We start from the raw sequence: 20359 nt of genomic DNA, 5'->3' as shown, positions 1-20359 counted from the left end.
TTGACTTCTTCTAAGAAAAAATGGTTTCTTTAACAAGAAAGTGTTACGTTTCCAAAATGATCTATTTTTCACTAATACATTTTTCACAAGCAAAATAATTCACTGATTGAAAATGATTCAAAAAAAGAGAAAGCTTGTTAACTTAGGCTTTCTCCTTACATAATTAAACGTTCGTGTTTTTTCTATCGTTTTTTTCTAAAAAAATAATATTTTTGATGGAATATAAATAGTCTGATTTTTCAATAAATCAATGTCCCATCAAAATCCTTTTTATGCTATCATTTTAGAAAAGCTATAAAGGAGTTCTTATGACAATTCAAACAAAAAAAATAACTTCACCTCAACGAAGTGAAGACCTTGCACCGATCGACTTAACCGATGAAACATTAAACCAACGGAGACAGATTTTTTTAACTAAAATGAAAGCCGCACAATTGGATGCAGTCGTAATTTATGCCGATCGTGAACATGGTGCTAACTTTGAATACTTTACTGGTTTTATTCCTCGTTTTGAAGAAGCCTGTTTGGTACTTCATCAAGATGGAAAAGCATTTTTACTATTAGGTAATGAAAATACTAAGATGGGTAAAGTCGCGCGACTGGAAAATCAAGTAATTCATGTTCCATTCTTCTCTTTACCAAATCAACCGATGTTAGGCGACGCCCCCTTAAGTAGCTATTTTGAAGAAGCAGGCTTAAAAAATTTAACTAAAGTCGGCGTAATTGGTTGGAAAATGTTTACTTCTTCTATTGAAGACAACCGTCAATTATTTGATTTACCCCACTATATCTTGCAAGCTTTACAAAGCATTACCTCCGTGGAAAATGTGGCTGATTTATTATTATCACCAATAGATGGTCTGCGCGTTACGAACAATGCCAACGAAATCGCTCATTATAGTTTTGGTGCGAGTTTAGCAGGTAATTGTTTATTAGATACCTTAAATCAAATCGAATTAAATAAAACCGAGCTGGCGATTGCAACAAGTTTATCGGCTTTTGGACAACAACATAATGTAACAACGATTTGCGCCACTGGTGAACGTTTCAGTCACGCGACACTTTATCCTCGCAATAAGCAAACCAAGCTGGGAGATACTTTTTCATTAACCACAAGTTACAAAGGTGGTTTGTCTTCTCGTGCAGCATTTGTCGCAAATAATGTTAATGACTTACCAGAAAAGCAACAAGATTATCTAGAAAAAGTGGCTTATCCCTATTACCAGGCCTTAGTTACTTGGCTGAAAACAGTCAAGCTTGGTTTAACTGGCGCTACTTTATTTACTGAAATCGATAAAGTTTTACCACAAAAAGATTACCACTGGGAACTAAATCCTGGTCATTTTATTGCCGATGAAGAATGGTTGTCTTCACCATTTGCCAAAAATTCTAGCGCTGTTTTACAAAGTGGGCAGTTATTACAAATTGATCTCATTCCTAAAGTTGCTGGTTATGCTGGCGTTGGCTGTGAAGATGGGATTTGTTTAGCGGATGAAGCTTTGCGAGAAGAAATTAAGCGGGATTATCCGAAAGTTTGGGCTGATTTTACTCGTCGCCGTGATTACTTGGCAGAGTCGTTGAATATTGAGTTAGCACCTGAAATTTTACCGATGAGTGATACTGTTGCTTATTATCGTCCATTTTTGTTAAATCAAGAATTAGCATTTTATAATAAGGAGTGAGCCAAATGAAAATAGCTTTTATCGCTCATGATCGAAAAAAAGATTTGATGGTTCAATTAGTTACCGCTTATCAACCATTATTGAAAAATCATGAATTATTCGCTACTGGTACGACTGGTCAAAGAATTAGTGAAGCGACTGGACTAAAGGTTCACCGCTTCAAATCTGGCCCTCTTGGCGGTGATCAGCAAATTGGCGCTTTAATTTCCGAAGATGAGTTAGATTTGGTAATTTTCCTGAGAGATCCACTCTCTTCTCAACCTCATGAACCGGATGTTAATGCATTAATTCGATTAAGTGATGTTTACAATGTTCCATTGGCAACAAATTTAGGCACTGCTGAGATTTTGATTCGTGGATTAGCTGAGGGCCTACTAGATTTTCGCCAAATTATTGACGATGCACCTAAAAAAAGTATTAGTTTTGATTTATAACCAATACAGCTCCTCTGCTTTTAGCAGAAGAGCAGTTTTTTTATTGGTAAAAATAATAAAAATAAATGCTATACTAAGAAGAGAACCCATATTTTTTTACAAGAGGTGTAATTCATGGTGGCATACCATTTAATTTTTAGAAGTATCTATATTTTTATTTTTCTTCATTTAGCTTATTTAATTGCTTTAATCAGCTTTATTTATGCTTCAATAAAGGCTTTTGCGGTTGAAAAAAATAGTAAAAATGGTAGTTTTTATCTTTTAATAGTCGTAGTTTTGCTTCTTTTAGCTGGTTTAATTGCTTTTAATGTCTTCACTTAAGGAGAATCAAGCATGTTGTTAACCTTCTTTACCTTTTTTCCAACAATTATTTTTTTAATTATCTTACCCATTCAATCTAGTTATTTAGCTAAAAATGATCACTATCGTATTCAATCGCTTCAGGGATTTCGTTCTACAAAATCCGTCAAAAATTCAAAAAATTGGCAACAAGCACAATTAGCAGTGAAACCATCTTCGTTGGTCTTAGGGTTATTGCAATTGATTTTAACACTGGTCTTACTCTTTTTACTTCATTTCAATAATGTTCTAGTCTTATGGTTGATCTTATTAAGTTTAACATTACTATTAATTTTTCAATTTTTTTATGTGAATCACAAATTAAATTAATTTATATTAGGAGGAAAAAATATGACTGATTCAAAAAATTTTACTATCGAACAAGTTTACGCAAAGGGAAAACAAGAACTAGCCGTCATTACAGATTTAACAACTGGACAGCAATATCTACAAACAACCGTCATTACCGCTAGTGGATCTAGCGTTGCTTTAACCCCATTATTGAAACCAAGTGAAAATAAATAACCAGAAATCTTCAGGAGGAAAAAAATGACCCGTTCATTTTACCAACGTGACCTGCACAATTTTTCAACTGACAGTATCGATTTACAGGAAAAACTAAAAACCTTTAATCAGTTGACCAACCGCGAAATAATAAAAAAGCGAGAGATTTTGAAAGAGTTGTTTCATTCTTGCGGTGAGTTACCGGTGATTGAAACCAATTTTAATTGTGATTTAGGAAGTAATATTTCCGTTGGAGAACGTTTTTATGCGGGATTTAATTTTACTATTTTAGATATGGCGCAAGTCATTATCGGTGATGATTGTATGATTGGACCAAATGTTGGACTTTATGCAACTGGCCATCAACTCAATCCGGTAGACCGCAACTTATCTGGTTATGCCGAACCAATCAAAATTGGTAATCGCGTATGGATTGGCGGAAGTGTAACCATTTTAGGTGGTGTAACAATTGGCGATAATTCCATCGTAGCAGCTGGTTCAGTGGTAATTAAAGACGTACCAGAAAATGTAGTGGTTGCTGGTAATCCAGCCAAAATTATAAAAAAGATTGAAAACTAGGTGAGCAGATGCAAATTGATTTTAGACAACCAACTGAAAAAGATTTAGATCGGATTATGACCATTGAAAGAAGTGGTTTTTCTCCAGCTGAAGCGGCTTCAGAAAAAGCTATGCTAGAAAGAATTCAGCAAATTCCTGACAGTTTTCTAGTGGCTATTAACCCAGAACAGGCAATTTTGGGCTATGTCGTTGGTCCAGTTGTTTCAGAAAGATATTTAACTGATGAACTATTTGAAAAAACGATCCCCAATCCAGAAATAGGCGGCTTCCAAACTATTCTTAGCTTAGCTGTTGCCCCTGAGTATTATAATTTTGGGATTGCGAGTCGCTTGCTAACAGGTCTTGCGCAAATTTCACAAGAAAAAAAACGCGCTGGTATCACCTTAACTTGTTTAGCGAATTTGATTCCTTTTTATCAAAAAAATCACTATCAAGTAGAAGGTGTTTCTGAATCCACCCATGCAAATGAAGTTTGGTATAACTTGGTAAGAGATTTTTCTAAAGAGATTGTTTAATGAAACCTGAAATTTATTCTTGGAACCTTCATGAACAAAGCTTAATGGGACAAGCAAAATTTCCTAGTCAGCCAAAAATAAAAATCTTTGACCATTCAGAATTAAGAGCAGATTTGGAAAGGCAACTGGAATTACTTTCCCACAAGGAACTTGCTGAGTGGGCTTTAGTAAACGCACAACCTTTTTTAGTTTATTTGAATGCGCCACGAATCAGTGATCCGCGAATTCAGCAGGCAATTGATGCCTTTCAGCAAAAAATAGCTGGAGAAATCTCAGCTTACGAGTTTCGGCAAGCTGGGTTTCTAGCAAATCAGATTGCAAAAGAATCAAAAACACCGATTGAAAAATATGCTGCTAGAGTTTTCGCACAGGCAATTGCCACCGCCCATATGCGTGGCCATGCCCTCGTATCCGCTGACTATAGCGTGAAAGTTTTCAATCTACTTTTTCCAGACAATCAGACTGAAGTATTAAAATTACGACAAAAGCAAATAAAAACGGCCCAACAAAAGGGTGAAGAAAACAGATGAAAAAGAAAGAAAATTACTCGTTAACTTTAGGGATCATCTTTGGATTAGTCTTTGGATATTTATTTGATCATTTGGCTATTGGTTTAGCAATTGGTATTTCATTAGGTGCTGCTGGTATCTTTTCTGAAAAATAAACTTACACTATCGTTAGATGACTAAATCAGTGTTGAAAAAAATTTACTGTCTGCTACGATAGTTTCAACAACCGATTAAAAAGGGGCTCTTCTTATGATAACCTTCAGAAAAATGAAAAAAACCGATGTACCCAAACTTTACGAAATGGCTTTACGGGCATTTCAATCAGACTTTGAAAAATATGGTATCTATCCACCATTGTTACATTTGAAAAAGAAAAATTTCCAACCACCTTTACTTTTTGGAAAAGTTATTTTAGCTGATGGTAACGAAATTGGTGGCGTATTTGTGATTGTTTTAGGTAAAAAAGCTGAATTAGCAACTATCTTTATTGATCCAAAATATCAACACCAAGGATACGGAAAAGAAATCCTTTCAGCTCTTGAAGCTGCCCATCCCCATGTAAAAAAATGGACCCTTGAAACAGTTAGCGAAAACTTCCAGTTACATCGCTTTTATGAGTCGCTTGGCTACCATAAGGTCGGTGAAAAAAAAGATCCTCGATCTGATGTCATTACGTACCTTTACGAAAAAAAAATCAAAGAACAATCATCAATCAACTAGCTTTTAACACAAAAAAATATTGGGAGGCTACTATGAATAGACTGAATTTGATTTGTTTAGGGGTAAATGATATGAAGGAATCGTTAAGCTTTTACAAGAATATCGGCTTTAAAACTTACGAAAAATCTGACAATCCGCCGATTGTTTTTTTCGATAATCAAGGCACTAAATTAGAACTTTATCCACTGGAGCAATTAACAAAAGATATTAATCCAGACAGTCCACCAAAATTTCAAACTGGCATTTTTCCTGGTATCACCTTAGCTATTAATATGAAAACACCTGAAGAAGTTGATGCTTTTTTCAAAGACGTCCACTCCGCCGGTGGAAAAATCATCAAGCAGCCGACTAAAAATCCTGATTGGGACGGTTATTCCGGCTATTTTACTGATCCAAACGGTTATTATTGGGAAGTTGCTTACGGGAAAATCTGGCAGTTTGATGAAAATAATATGTTGGTAATTGAGGAATAACAATTAACTATAAAAGAACAGCGGAGGTTTACTATGTTGATTAAATTAATTCACCTATTTAATCTAAAAACTCCGCTGTTAACTTTTTTTGGTTTTATTATTATTGGTAGTCTATTACTAGCTTTCAAAAAGAAAAATCGTCTGCAAAATATACTTTTTTTCATTTTGATTAGTAGTTTTGTTGCTCTAGTCATTCTGGTTTTGTATTTCTTTATTTGGTTAGGTTTGACTGGTTTAAATTCTTGAAAAACTAATAAAATCTCTACTTCAAAGGGATTTGCTAAGGGTTAATCACGTTAAATGATTGATTAATTGTGCTGCAGTAACTGCTTGAATTTCGTCAAAAGTATAGCCTGATGCAATTTCAGTAATCTCAATTCCTTGCTGAGTAATTTCAAAAACACCCATTTCAGTGATAATTTGATTGACGCGTCCTCGCGCAGTTAGCGGTAAAGTACACTGCTTTAAAATTTTAGGCTTTCCATAATTAGTATGCTCCATCGCTACAATAACTTTTTTTACTCCTGCTAATAAGTCCATTGCACCGCCGATGCCGGGAACAAACACGCCCGGAATCAAATAGTTTGCTAAATTTCCTGTTTCATCAACCTGTAAACCACCCAACACACTGATATCTACGTGACCCCCTCGAATAATACCAAAAGAAGTTGTAATATCAAAATAAGCGCCCCCTTGTTTAATTGAAGCTGGTTGCCCGCTGGCATTAACGATTGTTGGATCAATCGGATCAGGTGTCGGACCTAAACCAACAAATCCATTCTCTGACTGAATAATAACCGATAAATTAGCTGGAATATAATTTTGAACTTTTGTCGGTAAGCCAATCCCTAAATTTACTAAAGAACTATCAGAAAGTTCTTGAGCAACTCGTTTCGCTATTTGCTCGTGTCTTTGCTCTTTCGTTAGCATAATACGTCCCCTTCCACCACACAATCAACAAAAATACTCGGTGTATGAACAAAACTCGGATTAATTGTGCCCGTTGCGACAACTTTTCTCGCTTGAACAATGGTTGTCTTTGCATTTGCTGCCATAATATGATTAAAATTATTTTCAGATCCGGCATATTGTAAATTGCCCGTTTGATCAGCTTGATCAGCTAAGACCAAGGCAACATCCGCTTTAATTGGTGTCTCTAATAAATATTCTCGACCCGCAACTGTAATCTTTTGCTTACCTTCTTCAATGAGCGTTCCGATACCCGTTGGCGTCAAAACACCACCCAAACCAAATGCGCCACAACGAATTCTTTCCACCAAGGTTCCTAAAGGCATAATCTCAAATTTAGTTTCATTTTCATTTAATTGACGACCAGCCTCGCGATTTAGTCCTAAGTGAGAAGTAATGATTTTATCAAACTGATGGTTCATGATTAATTTCCCGACACCTTTATCAATGAGACCGGTATCATTACTGACTAAAGTCAAATGTTTGATGCCTTTTTCTACTAAAGCATCCACCAATAATTCCGGTGTACCATTTGTCATAAAGCCACCCACCGCAACAATGTCTCCTTCTTTAACTAAATCTATAGCTTCAGTTAAACTTATTTGTTTATTTTCCATGGCTTACCCTTTCGTAAAGATTATTTATAACAATATTCAGATATTTTATTTTTATTTATAAAATAATAATAGCAAAAATAGTCTGTATTTCAAATATCATTTACGAATATATTTTTTATAATTAATTATTTTAATTTTGATTTGAGACTAATGTATACCCAATTCTTTAAGGTTACTAAGTTTTCTCACAAGATTTTTTCCACAATAAAAAACCACTCGTTTTCACGAGTGGTGATAATTGTTATCAGATTATTTAAGCGGCTATTTGTCCTTGAAGTAAGCTTTCTAAACGTGCCAACTGTTCTTCAGTTAAATATGGCGCATATTCTTCCAGAATTTGTTGCGCAATTTCTGGTGTTATAGCAGCTTGATATTGACTAACATAATCATAAATCTCTTGGAAATCTTCCTCACTCATATACTGATCGCCACCTTGTTGTTCTTCTAAGTCACTTTCAACTTCTTGGCCAGTTATAATTTCATCATCTTTTGGAAGTTTAACTGTTTTTTTGCTGTCTTTGTATTTTAAATTCAGCGTCCCAGCGATTTTTCTAATTGCGGTATCTGTTTCATCAGTTGAAAATTTAAAATCAATTTTAGCACTGTTTTTAGCTTTGTTTAAAGTCATTTTTATATTCATATCAATTAAGCCTTCATTTGTAGCAAGTTCTTTTAACATTTCGGTGGCAATAATTTTTTGTCTTTCGTCACCTTCATCACTGACATAACTCAAAAATTCCTTAAAACTTTTGCTATTAAAAGTATAGCTCATGGTCTCTTTGGTCACTTTGAAAGCATCATTTCCTCGGGTTCCTAAATAGCCATAAAAATACTCTTTTGAAAAAATACTCCGCATTTCAGCAAAATCATAACCTGATTCAGTCGTTTCTTCTGGCGATTCCATCGACAGTTCATCAGCTTCTTCTTCGGCAGTAGCTTCAATATATTTCCCTTCAATATTTGAAAAATCATAAAAGTCTTCGGCATTCATGTCATTTAAAGAAGCGGCTATTTTTAGAATTTCAATTAAATAAGTAGCCTCTAAATACATATTGCCCTTTTTTAAATCCGTAATAAAATGCATCGGTAATTGATAGTCTGAAAGATCCATTGAAAAATTGGTATCAGCGGTTTCGTTCTCCGAATCGATAATATTTTCCCCAGTAATGACTGCTAACTTTAGACGATCCCCCATCGCCCCAGCAATGATTGAAGAAACATTTTCTGTATCGCCAAATTCAATCGTTTTCATTTTCAGAGTAAAATCACTGCTGTTCATTTCATTTTGTTGCTCCAGAGTTTCTTTGAAATCATCACTTGCTTTTTTCCCACACCCCGTCAAGAAAAACAATGCGGCTAAAATTATCAAAAACATCCGACACTTTTTCACAAAAAAACCTCCCTATTATTTAAAATCATTTTAACATATTTCTAACGCTTAAAATGATTCACTATTATTATAGATCTAGGATTTTTAAAGCTTTTTCATAGTCCTCATTCTGATTGCCATTAAGATCAGTTGGCATTATTTCAAAACCAAATTTACGATATAAAAATACCGCTGGCTTACTCCAAGTCTGGCTGTGTAAATAAATTGATTGGTCTGGATAGATCTTCCGTAACTCTTGGCAAATCTGACTCACTAACGTTTTAGCTAATCCTTGACCACTATATTCTGGCTTAACCGCCAACCAATGAAATTGCGGAACAGTTCTACCATCATTCAATGTTTTCATCCAGCCAGTGCAAGTTGCAATTTTTTCACCCTTAGCGTTTTCTACAAATAACATACGACGATTTAGTTCATCTGGATAAGGCAAAAAAGTTTTCTCAAAATAAGTCAGTGCCGCTTCTGGTTGATCAAATTCTAAAACGGAAGTTTCGATCTCACACCAGTCTTTTTCATCCCCTTTTTGATAAAATTCCAATGAGAAGTCTGTCTTCAAAGGAAAGTCTAAGATTGTTTTTTCAGCTGGCAGTACCATCCAAAAATCAGCATAGAGAATACTTTTATCTAACATATTTTTCTCCTTTTACAAATAATAAATTTTACTCATATCAAATTCTTTTAAATGATTAACAATGCCAGAACCTAGTAATTTTGAAGTTCCTATCCAAAATTAGATCAAGAATCTGCTTTTTGGTGGCACTTCATTATTACTAATTCTTTTAATAGCCCTGGGCTTTCGTTTAGCTACTTTTGCTTGGTGACATTTTTCATCTTTTACAACTTCTCAAATTTGAAGCTCAACTAAATCAGATAAACAATTAGCCACAAATTCAAGGCTCATGGGAAGAATAAGTAAAATAATTACGATATTTCTTGAAAACAGCCAAAAAGAATAAAAATGATAATAAAGCCTATAATTGCAGCATTCATCAGCTTTTTTGAGATTTTTTCACATCAGTTTGCCGATGATATTTCTAAAAAAATCAATCCAAAAACTACTTTTTTAGGAGGTAAATTTTCTTTTCCTCGTAATCCATTTTTTTTCACAAAGCACAACACATATTAGCAAAAATAATAGGAAAATTATAAATTCCAATTAAAGCGAAAGTAATCAGCCAATTAGAGCATAGAAATTTCGCAAGACTAAATAAAAACCTACAATCGAAAAATAGATCATTCCTTTAACTATTTTTGACAACACTTCTAACTGCGCTAAATTAAGCAGAGTAGCTAAAAAATCGACAAAGTCAGTTAACCTTTGAAATAGAAATCCATAAAACTTCTCGCCCACAATTTTCATAGATTCTCCAAAATTTTAAATCCAGCCAAATTTCTGACAAGCCAAATAAATCCCATCATCCACATTGTTTGCTGTGACAAAGTCAGCCTTTTTTTTCAATTCCGGATGCGCATTACCCATGGCAATACTGGTCCATTCCGGTGAAAACATCACCAAATCATTGGTATCATCGCCAAAAACAACAACTTTTGATAAATCTCCTTTTAAGTGATTGATAGTCGCAACGATTCCACTATATTTATCATCGTATTGAATCGTCAAATAATCTGGCATAAAACGAACATAGCCCAAAGGATCTTTAGTCGTTAATTGCGCCTCATCTGCTTCGGAAATGACCACATATATTTTGTAGATTTCTGTCAATTTTTCATAGTCTAATGTTTCGTCGATGATATATTCTGTTGGCTCACGTCTCTCACCGACTTGTTCTCTAAACAGATCATTTTTAGCATAAACTTTAATCGAATCGTCTAACATTAATAAAGTTCCCAGTCCCAAAGCTTCTGTTTGTGACAACAATGCTTTCGCATCCGCTAAATTCAGCGGTTGATTTTGAACCAATTGATTATTCAAGACTAAACCACCGCCACCTGCACAAACCATGTTTTTTAATCCCACCGAATTCATAAAATCAATCGATTTATAATGGGCCCGTCCAGTCGCAATTGCTACAAAATGTCCGGCTGCTTGTAATTTATTCAGAGCTTCTTGTGCGCTTGGCACAATTTCTCCTGTTTTCCGATCTGTCAGTGTCCCATCAATATCAAAGAAAAAATATTTTTTATCCAAAAAAATTCGCCCCATTTTTTTATTTTATTAAAATACTAGAAAAAAGAACCGGATTTTAAAATCCAGCTCTTTCAATTGTTTACATACCGTTTCGTTTAATCTTTTTATCCCAAGTTGTAGCATAAATTGGTTCTTCATTTTCGGTGACATTCATCTCACCTGTAATGTAGAAGTATTCTTTATCAGAAGTTTGCGTAGTGGTAATTTCTGCATTGGTCCACCAGCCCTCACGACCAATTCGCATATTTTGAGTAATCGTGTAGTTTGCAGACAAAGGATCTTGATTTGATAAGGTTAATAGTCGTTTTAGGTTATGTTCAACCGTTACATCAATTTCATCAAACCGATAAATTCCTTCTCCAAAAACGCCACCAATACCATTCGTCATGCAAGTCCAGGTATCAGTCACTAAATCATAAGATATTTCTCGTTCAACTCTTCCTTCCGACAAGATAGTTGTTGGTGTCAATGGAGCAGATTGTGCATCCAAGTCTGGTCCCACTGTATCTTCTCCAGTAAAAATTGGCAAACTAAACTGCGCATCGGCTAATTCTAAGGTCAGAGTATTATCTTCTGGCATCGTCCAAAACATTGGCCAAGCTGAATTTGCTAAAGACAAACGTAACCGATGACCCGCCTTAAATGAATGCCCACAAGTATCTAATTGAACGGTGGCTTCAACTTCTTTGCCCGGTTCCAAGTAGACTACTTTGTCATGACCAGCTAGATGCGTTAGATTCATGACACCATAGCTCACCCGCTCAGATGACCCATCTGGAGCAACATCACATAATGAAGCATATAACATCGCATTTGGTTTATCACTACTTAGTTTAAGAGTAACTTTTGGATAGCCAAAAATTTCTAAATCTTCGGTTAATACTTCAGAATCAAAATTCAATGCCAAACCATTGTCTAAACGTTGATCCCCTGGAGATTCACCTGGCACGCCTGCACCCATCCATTCATTTGCTAAGAGGGTATGATTTAAAGGTGTTTTCAAGGCAACTTTCTCACTAGTATTTGCATTTTCTGCTACTAATTCGTGATAGCTTAAGCCAAAATTCTTATCGTTGACAACCTTGGAAGGCCAGTTTTCGACAGCTACCCAACGACCTTTACTTTCAGGTTTATTGGTCTGTGGCGGCATACTGTCTTCAATCCAAGCTTGAATCATTGGACCATCTAAAGTATCCGTTTTTTCACCCTTCAACCAATGATCCCACCATTTAACTCCTTCACCTAAATAATTTATTGCTGGACCTGGCACACCATCATGAGCATAGACATGGGCCCATGGACCTAAAATACCTTTTTTCGGTACACTCAAACCTTCTAATAAACTCAACACAGTATTTGTATAAGAATCTGCATATCCATCAACGGCAAAAACCGGTACTTTAATCGCATCATAGTTTTCACACACTGATCCATGTTTCCAATAATCATCACGGGTTTGATGTTCTAACCAATTCGCCATCCATAAAGGCATATTTTTCAAACGCTCTAGCCACATTTCCCGCCAACGGTCGCCGACAACATGGGGATCGATTGCACGAGATTGATAACCCAACATAATGGCGCCCCACCAGAAATTATCATTTAAAATCAAGCCGCCTTTATAGTGAATATCGTTATTGTAGCGATCATCAGTAAAGCCTACGACCATAACAGCTTTCAATGCTTCTGGTTGACGTGCCGCAATTTGTAAGGAATTGAAACCACCCCAAGATTTCCCCATCATACCGACATTGCCATCACACCAATCTTGTTTGGCAATCCAGTCAATGATCTCCAAGGCATCATCTTGTTCTTGTTTCAAATATTCATCTTTCAATAACCCTTCTGACTCACCTGTTCCTCGCATATCCATCCGAATCACATTGTAGCCGTGGCCAGAAAAATAACCATGCATGGGATTATCTCGTCCACGGGTGCCATCTGTTTTACGATAAGGTAAATATTCTAAAATTGTTGGTAAAGGTTTATCTGATTTGGGAAACCAACCTCGATACGAAAGAACGGTCCCGTCACTTAGTGTATACCAACTGTTTTCAATTACCTCTACATCATAAGGAAAGTTCTCGATAATTCTTTTCATTTATTTTGCCTCCTTGGCTGCCATTTTCAAACGATATTTTTTGCCATACGTTTTACTCCAAATAATACATAAAACTGCACCAATCGCTGCCATTGCTATCATAATACTAAAGTAAATAAAATAACCAGTATTTCCTGGGTAACGATCCAAAATATTACCAGCTGCCAGCGGAACCACCACTTCAGGTAAATAACCTAAAGTACTAGCCAGTCCTATTGCTACCCCAGAAAGTCTCAGTGGAATACCTCCCTCAGATAGGAAAGAGAAAAAGATACCATAATTAGAGTACATGGCGATATAAACCATACTGGCCGCAACAACTAACACGACCACTTGCAGTTGACCACTTACACCAGAACTAACAATTAATAGAAAAGTTCCTAAAGCTAAAAATACAAAACCTGCAAACATAACCATTGATTTGCTAATTTTATCAGCTAAAAATCCGCCAAAGGGTGCTGCTACCAAACGACAATATTGGGCTAGCATCGCTACCACTGCAGCAAAAACGGCTGAAGTCCCAATAACATTTGAAGCATAAGGCGTGAAATAGTAAATCGACATATTAAAAACATAGCTAGTAAACATAATCCCAATTGACAGCCAAAGGGCCGGCATTTTTAAAACATCAATTACATCTTTGAAAGTTAATTTTTCTTGGGCTTGATTTTCTTCGACCGAAGTTGGTTCCTTTAAAATAAAAATAAAAGCCAATCCGCAGACAATCGGAATCACCGAATAAAAAATAATAATCCAGTTCAAACCGACTAAAGCCGTAGCACGGCTTTGAAAGAACCCAAAAATTGCAGTGGCTATCGCTAAATGAATTACATTCGTAATCCCACGAGTTCCTTCAAATAATCCATAAGCGCGACTTTGCTCATCATCATTGGCTTGCATTCGGACAATTTTCATTAAAGCTGGCCAAAAAGTCAGCAAAGAAGTGATGCCCCATAGACCATAAATAAAAAACAGTGGCCAAAAGCTTGATACAAATAAATGTAAGAATCCACCTAAACCAGTTGCTAACAGTGAAAAAACCAATAACTTTTTAGCTGCAAAACGGTCAGCTAAAACGCCTCCAATAAAATAAGAAACCAAACCGATAAATCCGTAAGCACTTCCCAGCATACCCATTTGCGTATTGGTCAGATTGTAGGCTGTAACATAAGCATCGTAATAATAGCTTCGAAAATATGGCAGCCCATAGATGATTGATCCTGCTAATGCTAACAAGATAATCGTCAAAAAGTTCTTCTTTAGACCCGTTTTCACGACTGTTCCCATAAGTAACCTCCATTTTTTTGAATTTTCTTTTATTTTAGCACAATTAATGATTAAATATTCTGAAAATAAGTAAAAATCAAAAAAACACGAATCCTTTTTCAAGAATTCGTGTGCTGGTGATTTTCCTATTTAGCTGTGCGAATATTTACAAATTTGACTTCTACATATTCTTCGACACCGTATATTCCATTTTCTCGACCAAAGCCAGAATGCTTCATGCCACCAAACGGTGTGGCAGAATTAGAGATAGCTGTATCGTTTACTCCTACCATGCCGTAATCCAATCCACGACTGACTTTGTCAATGGTTTGAATATTGTTAGCAAAGAAATAGCTTGCCAAACCAAATTCTGTATCATTAGCTGCTTTAATTACTTCGTCCTCATCTTCAAAAGTAATTAAAGGAATGACTGGACCAAAAGTTTCTTCATAATAAATATCCATATCAGTTGTAACTTCATCCAAAACAGTTGGTTGGAAGAAAAAGCCGTTTTGATATTCGCCCTCAGTTAATTGCTGACCACCGAATAAAACTTTTGCGCCTTTTTCTGTGGCATCTTTTAATTGGGCGACAACTTTATCTAGACCTGCTTGATTGATTAGAGGACCCGTAGTTGGATCATCCATGCCATCACCAACCGTAACTTCTTGGATTTTTTCCACTAATAAATGTGTAACTTCTTCCTTCACATCTTGATGAACAAAAATACGATTTGGCGAGACACAAACTTGACCATTATTTCTAAATTTTGTCGTAATTAAGGTATCCACGGCTAATTCCAAATCGGCATCTGGAAAAATAATATATGGCGCATGTCCGCCCAATTCCAAAGAAACTTTTTTCAGTGAATCAGAAGCTTGTTGGTTTAAAATTTTACCGACATTTGTTGAACCAGTAAAAGTAATTTTCGCCACATCTTCAGACTCTGACAATACTTTTCCGATTGGTTTCGCATCTCCTAAAACGATATTTACTACACCAGCAGGAAATTCTGCTTTTTCAAATAACTCCATTAAAGCTAAGGCAGATAATGGGGTTTCTTTAGCAGGTTTTAAAACAATTGTACAACCTACTGCAATACCTGGTGCAATCTTGCGAATAATCATGTTGGAAGGAAAATTCCACGGAGTAATTGCGCCCACTACACCAACTGGTTGCTTGCGCACTTGCCATTGATTTGTTGGTGGTGATGGAATAATTTCTCCGAAAACCCGTTGTGCCTGAGCAGCATTCCAGCGTAAATTTTCTACATTACTTTTAATTTCACCAGCAGCTTGGGTAAGTGGTTTTCCTTGTTCTAAAGTCATGATAGTTGCCAAACGATTTGTATCTTCTTCAATCAAGTCAGCCAATTTATTCATATAAGCGGCTCTTTCAGTAACTGGTAATTCCGACCAAGTTGGAAAAGCTTTTTTCGCTGCAGCAATAGCTGCTTCTGTTTCAGCTTCAGCCCCTTGATGAATTTCAGTTAAAACGTCGCCAGTTGCTGGATTTGTTACAGGGATCTTTTCTTTTGAGCCTTCGACCCATTCTCCATTGATATAAAGACGAGTTTCGACTGACGGTAGTTGATGTTTTGTCATGTGTCTCATTCCTCCTGAATTTAAATGTCTAATTTGTTTTTTCATCACCTTTTAACGGTAACACGCAAAATATCAAAGTACAAAAATAACAACCTAATATTTCGCCAAAAAACAATCAAATTTTTCTTCTCATAGAAAAAAATGATATACTGAAAAAAATAAAGGAGAAAATGATGAAAATCCAACATAATACGCTTAATTCTATTTCAATCACTATCTATGGTGAGACTTCTGAAAAAGTCTATCTCTATCTCCATGGTCAAAATGGCAATCAAGAAGAAGCAGCATTTGCCGCAAAAATATTAACTACAAAAGGGTGGCAAGTGGTCGCATATGACCTACCAGAACATGGCACCCGAAAAAATAGTTCAGAAAAATTTGTCCCTTGGGAAGTCATACCTGAGCTTAAAAATTTGTATCAAACCTTAAAACAAAATTGGACCACCATTGCTTTATATGCTAACAGTATTTCTGCTTGGTTTAGTTTGCTGGCTTTTGCTGATATAGAACTCGATCATTGTTTATTAGTTTCACCAGTTGTTGATATGGAAAAATTGATAACAAAGATGATGTCGTGGGCCCAAGTCAGTGAAGTCCAATTAGAGCAGGAGCAACTAATTGAAACTGATTTCGGTCAAACCTTGTCGTGGCAATATCTTACTTATACAAGAACACATCCTGTAACCAACTGGCAAATTCCCACAAAAATTATGTTTGGCGAAAATGACAACTTAACTAGTCTAGCTGAAATCAGGACCTTCGCAGAAAAATATCACTGTCAACTAACAGTAATGCCTGGCGGCGAACATTGGTTCCATACCGAGGAACAGTTACAATTTTTATCGACATGGTTAAACAAAGCATAAAAATTGCCTTGCCAAAGCGGCAAGGCAATTTTTATTATTTACTATCTAAGCGGTGGTACAAATCAATCAATTCTTGCGTCAAACCTAAATAAGAAATAGCATTCATTAAATGATCTTGACTGTGAACCATTAATAAAGTTACTGTTGTGTGGTCGCCGCTAGCTTCAGCGGTTAGTAAACCCGTTTGAACATTGTGGGCTTCAACTAATGCTTCATTTGCCGCTATCATTTTTTCTTCTGCCAAAATGAAATTACCTTCTTTAGCTGCTGTTAATGCGGCAACAGCTTCTGCTTTAGCATTACCAGCGTTCATGATTAATCCCATGACTACTTGTAATTGTTCATCATTCATCTGTAATCCTCTTTTCTAAAAACAAATCTCTTTTTCTAATTCCGTCGTATCATTACCTTTAGCTTTTTCCGAAACTAACAAAGCCATATTTTTAAATGAATCGTTTAAACCAATCCCGCCTTTTTTTGGCATTTTTACAATTGGTTCTTGATCTTTATACACTTCTGTCGCCGGATTTTCCACCGACATTGAAGAAATAGCTGGAATGCCGTAATCATTAAACGATTTTGTTAAAGCACCGGCCATTTCACCAAAATTTGGATAATGCATCGCTGGTCCCACTAACACAGCCTCCGCACCAAATTTCTTAGCAAAACCAATAAATTTTTTAGTTACTTCTTCTGGATGTGCCAGATAATACTGGTCACCGCAATATAAAGTCGCAATAATTTCGCTATCATGCTCTTTCAAATAAGGAGTTAAAGTTTGGCCTGGTCCTAAAGGGGCTTTTTTCCCACCTGGAGCTAAATCAGCATGCTCATCGCTTCCCATACCTGCCTGTACATGGTTCAATACTAAAATAATTTTTTTCATCATTTTTACCTCTTAAATGTCGTCAAAATCAAAATCATCAAAGTCAATTTCTTCTGATTCTTCTTCGACAGCTTCTCGTTCTTCACGCAAATATTGATCATCCATCACTTTAATAAATGGATAATAAATAAACATTCCTAAAACAAATAATAATGCCTGTAATACTGCTCCTTGCCAACCACTAACTAAGAAACCAGAAATAATTGGTGGTGTTGTCCATGGTAACTGAATCCCATTAGTTAAAGGAACCAAGCCCCAATCCATCGCAAAGTAAGAGATAATAATATTAATCGTCGGTACTAAAGCAAAAGGAATTAAAATAAGTGGATTTAAGACAATTGGTAAACCAAAAATAATCGGTTCATTAATCCCAAAAATACCTGGCACTAATGACAATTGAGATAATTTTTTGATTCGTTGACTCTTACAGAAAATTACCATTACTAGAATCAATGATAAGGTCGAACCGGCTCCACCAAAAGTAGCAAACATATCTTGAAATTGACCAGTAATAATATTTGGAATTTCGTGTCCATCTTTAAAAGCTTGTAAATTTTCAACTGATAAAGCCCGTAAAACTGGATTGAATACTGCGCCAACGACACTGCTTCCGTTGATCCCAAAGAACCAGAAGAAGTGTAAGAAAATATAAGCGATGATCATGGCGCCTAGAGTATTTCCTAAGCTTAATAATGGTGTTTGTAAAAATTGGAAAATGACATCTTGTAAATTACCAAATGAAGTCAATGAAACCAACCAGTTAATAATAAACATAATAAAGACAACAACAAAACTTGGAATTAAAGCTTCAAAAGATTTAACAACGGTTGGCGGTACCCCTTCAGGCATCTTAATCGTCCAGCCTTTATTTAAAATAAAAACAAATAGTCTAGTTGAAATCAATGCCACGATCATGCCTAAGAATAGACCGCTAGAACCCATCCATTTTAAAGGCAAGCTAGTCACTTCATAAACTGCCGTACTATTTTCAGGAGTAAATAAAGTCGTATACGGTGTCAAAATAAAGAAAGAAACTAAAGCAATAATACCAGCTTGCATTGCATCTACTTTAAATTGACGGCCTAAACTATAAGCAATCCCGACTACGGCTAGAATCGTCATCACATCAAAGCTGGCACTAGCTGGAACCGACATCATTGTTGCCCAATTGTCCCCTAAAATATTCGACATCCAAGTGTCCCAATTTGGTAATGGGAAATTGGCTAACAGCAAGAATACTGATCCCACAATTAACAATGGGGTAGATAATAAGAAACCGTCTCGAATAGCTACTAAATATTTATTTTCGCCAATAACTTTAGCCATCGGTGTCAAGACTCTTTCTAACCAACCTAAAAATTTCTGCATGTTACTTTTTCACTCCATCCTACTTTTTATTTTGCTTGATTAATTTTAAAGCTTCTTTTAATGCTTTTTCGCCATCCATCATTCCATAAATTTCTGGTTCAATCGCAGCTACAGGAATGCCTTGAGGACTAAATTGTTCTTTCGTTTTTTCTAGCAAAAATTTCACTTGGGGACCTAATAAAATTGCAACTGGCTTTTCTTTATCCACAACTTCTTGTGCTCGTGCCACGGGAAAAGCAGTAATTTGCAATGGCATATTATGTTTAGTCACAACTTCCATCATTTTGTTCACCATAATACTTGTTGACATACCTGCATCACAGAATAAATAAATTTGTTTTGTTGCCATAATTTTCATCCTCCTAGATTATTCAATTGGTGCTTTAATTCTTTTTTCGTAAGCGTCCAACCACTCTTGGGTGATTGATTCTATTTTTGTGGTATGATTTTCTCCCATGTTGGCGATAAAAATCTGAGGTGCCTCTTTATCATTGCCAACACTAAAAGTAAATTCAACATTGGTAGCGACTCCCCACTCACCAGCTTTATTCATAGCTATTAGTGAAAAGGCGCCGGCTTTTCCATAACGCGCAGTTAATTTATCATGAAACTCGTATACAGCCTTGTCACAAGCTGCTTGAGGCGATAAACCTTCTCCCATTAAGCGAACAATTTCATAAGACAAACAGCCTTTCATTAAATCTTCCCCTAAACCTGTTGCAGTAGCACCCCCAATTTGACTATCGACATAAAAGCCAGAACCAGATAATGGTGAATCACCCACTCGACCAGGTTTTTTCATGAACAGACCTGAACTTGAAGTCCCAGCCGTCATAGAACCCATTTGATCTAATGTGATTGCGCCAACTGTATCGTGACCATTATAAGGGTTTAAATTATTTTCATGGATTTCTTTTAATCGTTTTTCCCAAATTTTATGCGCTCGTTCGGTCAACATATTTTTCCGATGAAATCCTTCAGTCATGGCATATCTTGTGGCACCTTCTCCAACTCGAAAACTATTGAATTTATCATCACTAAGCTTTCTTGCTACAGAAATTGGATTACTGACATCGGTAATTCCGGCGACTGCTCCTATTTTAAAACTATCGCCATCCATAAAGGCGGCATCCATTTCTAAAATTCCTTCCGCATTCGGTAACCCACCATAGCCAACTGATTTATAATACGGATAATCCTCCACTGTTTTAATCAATTCCTCTACGGCATCACCAGAATGCTGCTTTCGTTCTAATAAATCCAGCGCTTTTACCACACCATTGTGGGCCATGCGCCAAGTTGCTATTGCTCCCCAGACCATTGATTCGCTCCTTCCGTTAACGCTTTCATCACGTTGTTGTCTTTATTATAGTTAGTATATACTATTT

The 20359-nt window shown here is 36.0% G+C and carries 27 protein-coding genes; 13 read left to right on the top strand and 14 right to left on the bottom strand.

What is annotated here, in order from left to right:
• The first annotated feature begins 308 nt into the window (after positions 1-308).
• From ACVWNY_RS16560 to ACVWNY_RS16505, 12 genes are all read left to right on the top strand, one after another.
• The gene (locus ACVWNY_RS16560; RefSeq protein WP_454072009.1) at positions 309-1682 is read left to right on the top strand and encodes a M24 family metallopeptidase; all 1374 of its coding nucleotides are present in this window, start codon (positions 309-311) and stop codon (positions 1680-1682) included.
• A gap of 5 nt (positions 1683-1687) precedes the next feature.
• Entirely contained in the window at positions 1688-2116 is a 429-nt protein-coding gene (mgsA, locus tag ACVWNY_RS16555) for a methylglyoxal synthase (RefSeq protein WP_218325692.1), read from the top strand.
• Positions 2117-2230: 114 nt separating this feature from the next.
• On the top strand, positions 2231-2437 hold the full coding sequence (locus ACVWNY_RS16550) for a hypothetical protein (RefSeq protein WP_218325691.1): 207 nt from the start codon (positions 2231-2233) through the stop codon (positions 2435-2437).
• A gap of 12 nt (positions 2438-2449) precedes the next feature.
• A complete protein-coding gene (locus ACVWNY_RS16545; protein ID WP_454072008.1) occupies positions 2450-2785 on the top strand; it encodes an SdpI family protein in 336 nt (111 codons plus the stop codon).
• 21 nt (positions 2786-2806) lie between these two features.
• Positions 2807-2980 (top strand): hypothetical protein, encoded by a 174-nt coding sequence (locus ACVWNY_RS16540; protein ID WP_218325689.1) that lies wholly within the window; start codon positions 2807-2809, stop codon positions 2978-2980.
• 24 nt (positions 2981-3004) lie between these two features.
• Positions 3005-3538, top strand: coding sequence for a sugar O-acetyltransferase (locus ACVWNY_RS16535; RefSeq protein WP_281419017.1), 534 nt, complete (start codon positions 3005-3007; stop codon positions 3536-3538).
• 8 nt (positions 3539-3546) lie between these two features.
• Positions 3547-4053: a GNAT family N-acetyltransferase gene (locus ACVWNY_RS16530; protein WP_218325688.1), complete on the top strand. Its 507-nt coding sequence runs from the start codon at positions 3547-3549 to the stop codon at positions 4051-4053.
• Positions 4053-4583 carry a putative immunity protein gene (locus ACVWNY_RS16525; protein WP_218325687.1) on the top strand — a complete coding sequence of 177 codons (531 nt, stop codon included), beginning with the start codon at positions 4053-4055 and terminating at the stop codon, positions 4581-4583. Before ACVWNY_RS16530 ends, ACVWNY_RS16525 begins: the two co-directional genes overlap by 1 nt.
• The gene (locus ACVWNY_RS16520) at positions 4580-4717 is read left to right on the top strand and encodes a glycine zipper domain-containing protein (protein ID WP_218325686.1); all 138 of its coding nucleotides are present in this window, start codon (positions 4580-4582) and stop codon (positions 4715-4717) included. The genes ACVWNY_RS16525 and ACVWNY_RS16520 overlap by 4 nt, the downstream gene beginning before the upstream one ends.
• A 94-nt stretch (positions 4718-4811) precedes the next feature.
• Positions 4812-5282, top strand: coding sequence for a GNAT family N-acetyltransferase (locus ACVWNY_RS16515; RefSeq protein ID WP_218325685.1), 471 nt, complete (start codon positions 4812-4814; stop codon positions 5280-5282).
• 32 nt (positions 5283-5314) lie between these two features.
• The gene (locus ACVWNY_RS16510) at positions 5315-5755 is read left to right on the top strand and encodes a VOC family protein (RefSeq protein WP_218325684.1); all 441 of its coding nucleotides are present in this window, start codon (positions 5315-5317) and stop codon (positions 5753-5755) included.
• Positions 5756-5788: 33 nt separating this feature from the next.
• The gene (locus ACVWNY_RS16505; protein WP_218325683.1) at positions 5789-6001 is read left to right on the top strand and encodes a hypothetical protein; all 213 of its coding nucleotides are present in this window, start codon (positions 5789-5791) and stop codon (positions 5999-6001) included.
• Between the two features lie 45 nt (positions 6002-6046).
• On the opposite strand, the gene ACVWNY_RS16500 is transcribed toward ACVWNY_RS16505, so the two are convergent.
• The 9 genes from ACVWNY_RS16500 to ACVWNY_RS16460 all read right to left on the bottom strand — a co-directional run bounded on the left by ACVWNY_RS16500 (position 6047) and on the right by ACVWNY_RS16460 (position 15851).
• The gene (locus ACVWNY_RS16500; RefSeq protein ID WP_218325682.1) at positions 6047-6685 is read right to left on the bottom strand and encodes a 3-oxoacid CoA-transferase subunit B; all 639 of its coding nucleotides are present in this window, start codon (positions 6683-6685) and stop codon (positions 6047-6049) included.
• Positions 6679-7341, bottom strand: coding sequence for a CoA transferase subunit A (locus tag ACVWNY_RS16495; RefSeq protein ID WP_454072006.1), 663 nt, complete (start codon positions 7339-7341; stop codon positions 6679-6681). Before ACVWNY_RS16495 ends, ACVWNY_RS16500 begins: the two co-directional genes overlap by 7 nt.
• A 253-nt stretch (positions 7342-7594) precedes the next feature.
• The gene (locus ACVWNY_RS16490) at positions 7595-8731 is read right to left on the bottom strand and encodes a hypothetical protein (RefSeq protein ID WP_218325680.1); all 1137 of its coding nucleotides are present in this window, start codon (positions 8729-8731) and stop codon (positions 7595-7597) included.
• A 67-nt stretch (positions 8732-8798) separates the two neighbouring features.
• The gene (locus tag ACVWNY_RS16485) at positions 8799-9362 is read right to left on the bottom strand and encodes a GNAT family N-acetyltransferase (protein ID WP_218325679.1); all 564 of its coding nucleotides are present in this window, start codon (positions 9360-9362) and stop codon (positions 8799-8801) included.
• Positions 9363-9902: 540 nt separating this feature from the next.
• Positions 9903-10091: a hypothetical protein gene (locus ACVWNY_RS16480; RefSeq protein ID WP_218325678.1), complete on the bottom strand. Its 189-nt coding sequence runs from the start codon at positions 10089-10091 to the stop codon at positions 9903-9905.
• Between the two features lie 15 nt (positions 10092-10106).
• A complete protein-coding gene (locus ACVWNY_RS16475) occupies positions 10107-10880 on the bottom strand; it encodes a Cof-type HAD-IIB family hydrolase (RefSeq protein ID WP_218325677.1) in 774 nt (257 codons plus the stop codon).
• Between the two features lie 79 nt (positions 10881-10959).
• Positions 10960-12981 carry a CocE/NonD family hydrolase gene (locus ACVWNY_RS16470; protein WP_454072004.1) on the bottom strand — a complete coding sequence of 674 codons (2022 nt, stop codon included), beginning with the start codon at positions 12979-12981 and terminating at the stop codon, positions 10960-10962.
• The gene (locus tag ACVWNY_RS16465; protein WP_218325675.1) at positions 12982-14268 is read right to left on the bottom strand and encodes an MFS transporter; all 1287 of its coding nucleotides are present in this window, start codon (positions 14266-14268) and stop codon (positions 12982-12984) included. It abuts the gene before it with no gap.
• Positions 14269-14393: 125 nt separating this feature from the next.
• Positions 14394-15851, bottom strand: coding sequence for an NAD-dependent succinate-semialdehyde dehydrogenase (locus ACVWNY_RS16460; RefSeq protein ID WP_218325674.1), 1458 nt, complete (start codon positions 15849-15851; stop codon positions 14394-14396).
• Between the two features lie 173 nt (positions 15852-16024).
• Between ACVWNY_RS16460 and ACVWNY_RS16455 the strand changes: the two genes are divergently transcribed.
• Positions 16025-16717 carry an alpha/beta hydrolase gene (locus ACVWNY_RS16455; RefSeq protein ID WP_218325673.1) on the top strand — a complete coding sequence of 231 codons (693 nt, stop codon included), beginning with the start codon at positions 16025-16027 and terminating at the stop codon, positions 16715-16717.
• Between the two features lie 34 nt (positions 16718-16751).
• Here ACVWNY_RS16455 and ACVWNY_RS16450 read toward each other — a convergent pair whose 3' ends face one another.
• The 5 genes from ACVWNY_RS16450 to ACVWNY_RS16430 are packed head-to-tail and all read right to left on the bottom strand — an operon-like array spanning position 16752 to position 20292.
• Complete coding sequence (locus ACVWNY_RS16450; protein ID WP_218325672.1) at positions 16752-17069, bottom strand: PTS lactose/cellobiose transporter subunit IIA; 318 nt, start codon at positions 17067-17069, stop codon at positions 16752-16754.
• A gap of 15 nt (positions 17070-17084) precedes the next feature.
• The gene (locus ACVWNY_RS16445; RefSeq protein WP_218325671.1) at positions 17085-17603 is read right to left on the bottom strand and encodes a GrdB-related putative oxidoreductase; all 519 of its coding nucleotides are present in this window, start codon (positions 17601-17603) and stop codon (positions 17085-17087) included.
• A 12-nt stretch (positions 17604-17615) separates the two neighbouring features.
• The gene (gene celB, locus ACVWNY_RS16440; RefSeq protein ID WP_438720762.1) at positions 17616-18971 is read right to left on the bottom strand and encodes a PTS cellobiose transporter subunit IIC; all 1356 of its coding nucleotides are present in this window, start codon (positions 18969-18971) and stop codon (positions 17616-17618) included.
• A 19-nt stretch (positions 18972-18990) separates the two neighbouring features.
• Complete coding sequence (locus tag ACVWNY_RS16435) at positions 18991-19320, bottom strand: PTS sugar transporter subunit IIB (RefSeq protein WP_218325669.1); 330 nt, start codon at positions 19318-19320, stop codon at positions 18991-18993.
• An 18-nt stretch (positions 19321-19338) separates the two neighbouring features.
• On the bottom strand, positions 19339-20292 hold the full coding sequence (locus ACVWNY_RS16430) for a glycosylasparaginase (RefSeq protein ID WP_454072003.1): 954 nt from the start codon (positions 20290-20292) through the stop codon (positions 19339-19341).
• Positions 20293-20359: the final 67 nt, after the last annotated feature.

It is taken from the genome of Enterococcus sp. JNUCC 77, from assembly GCF_054819945.1.
The sequence above is the reverse complement of the archived record's forward strand: the minus strand, read 5'-3'. Positions and strand labels throughout refer to the sequence as shown.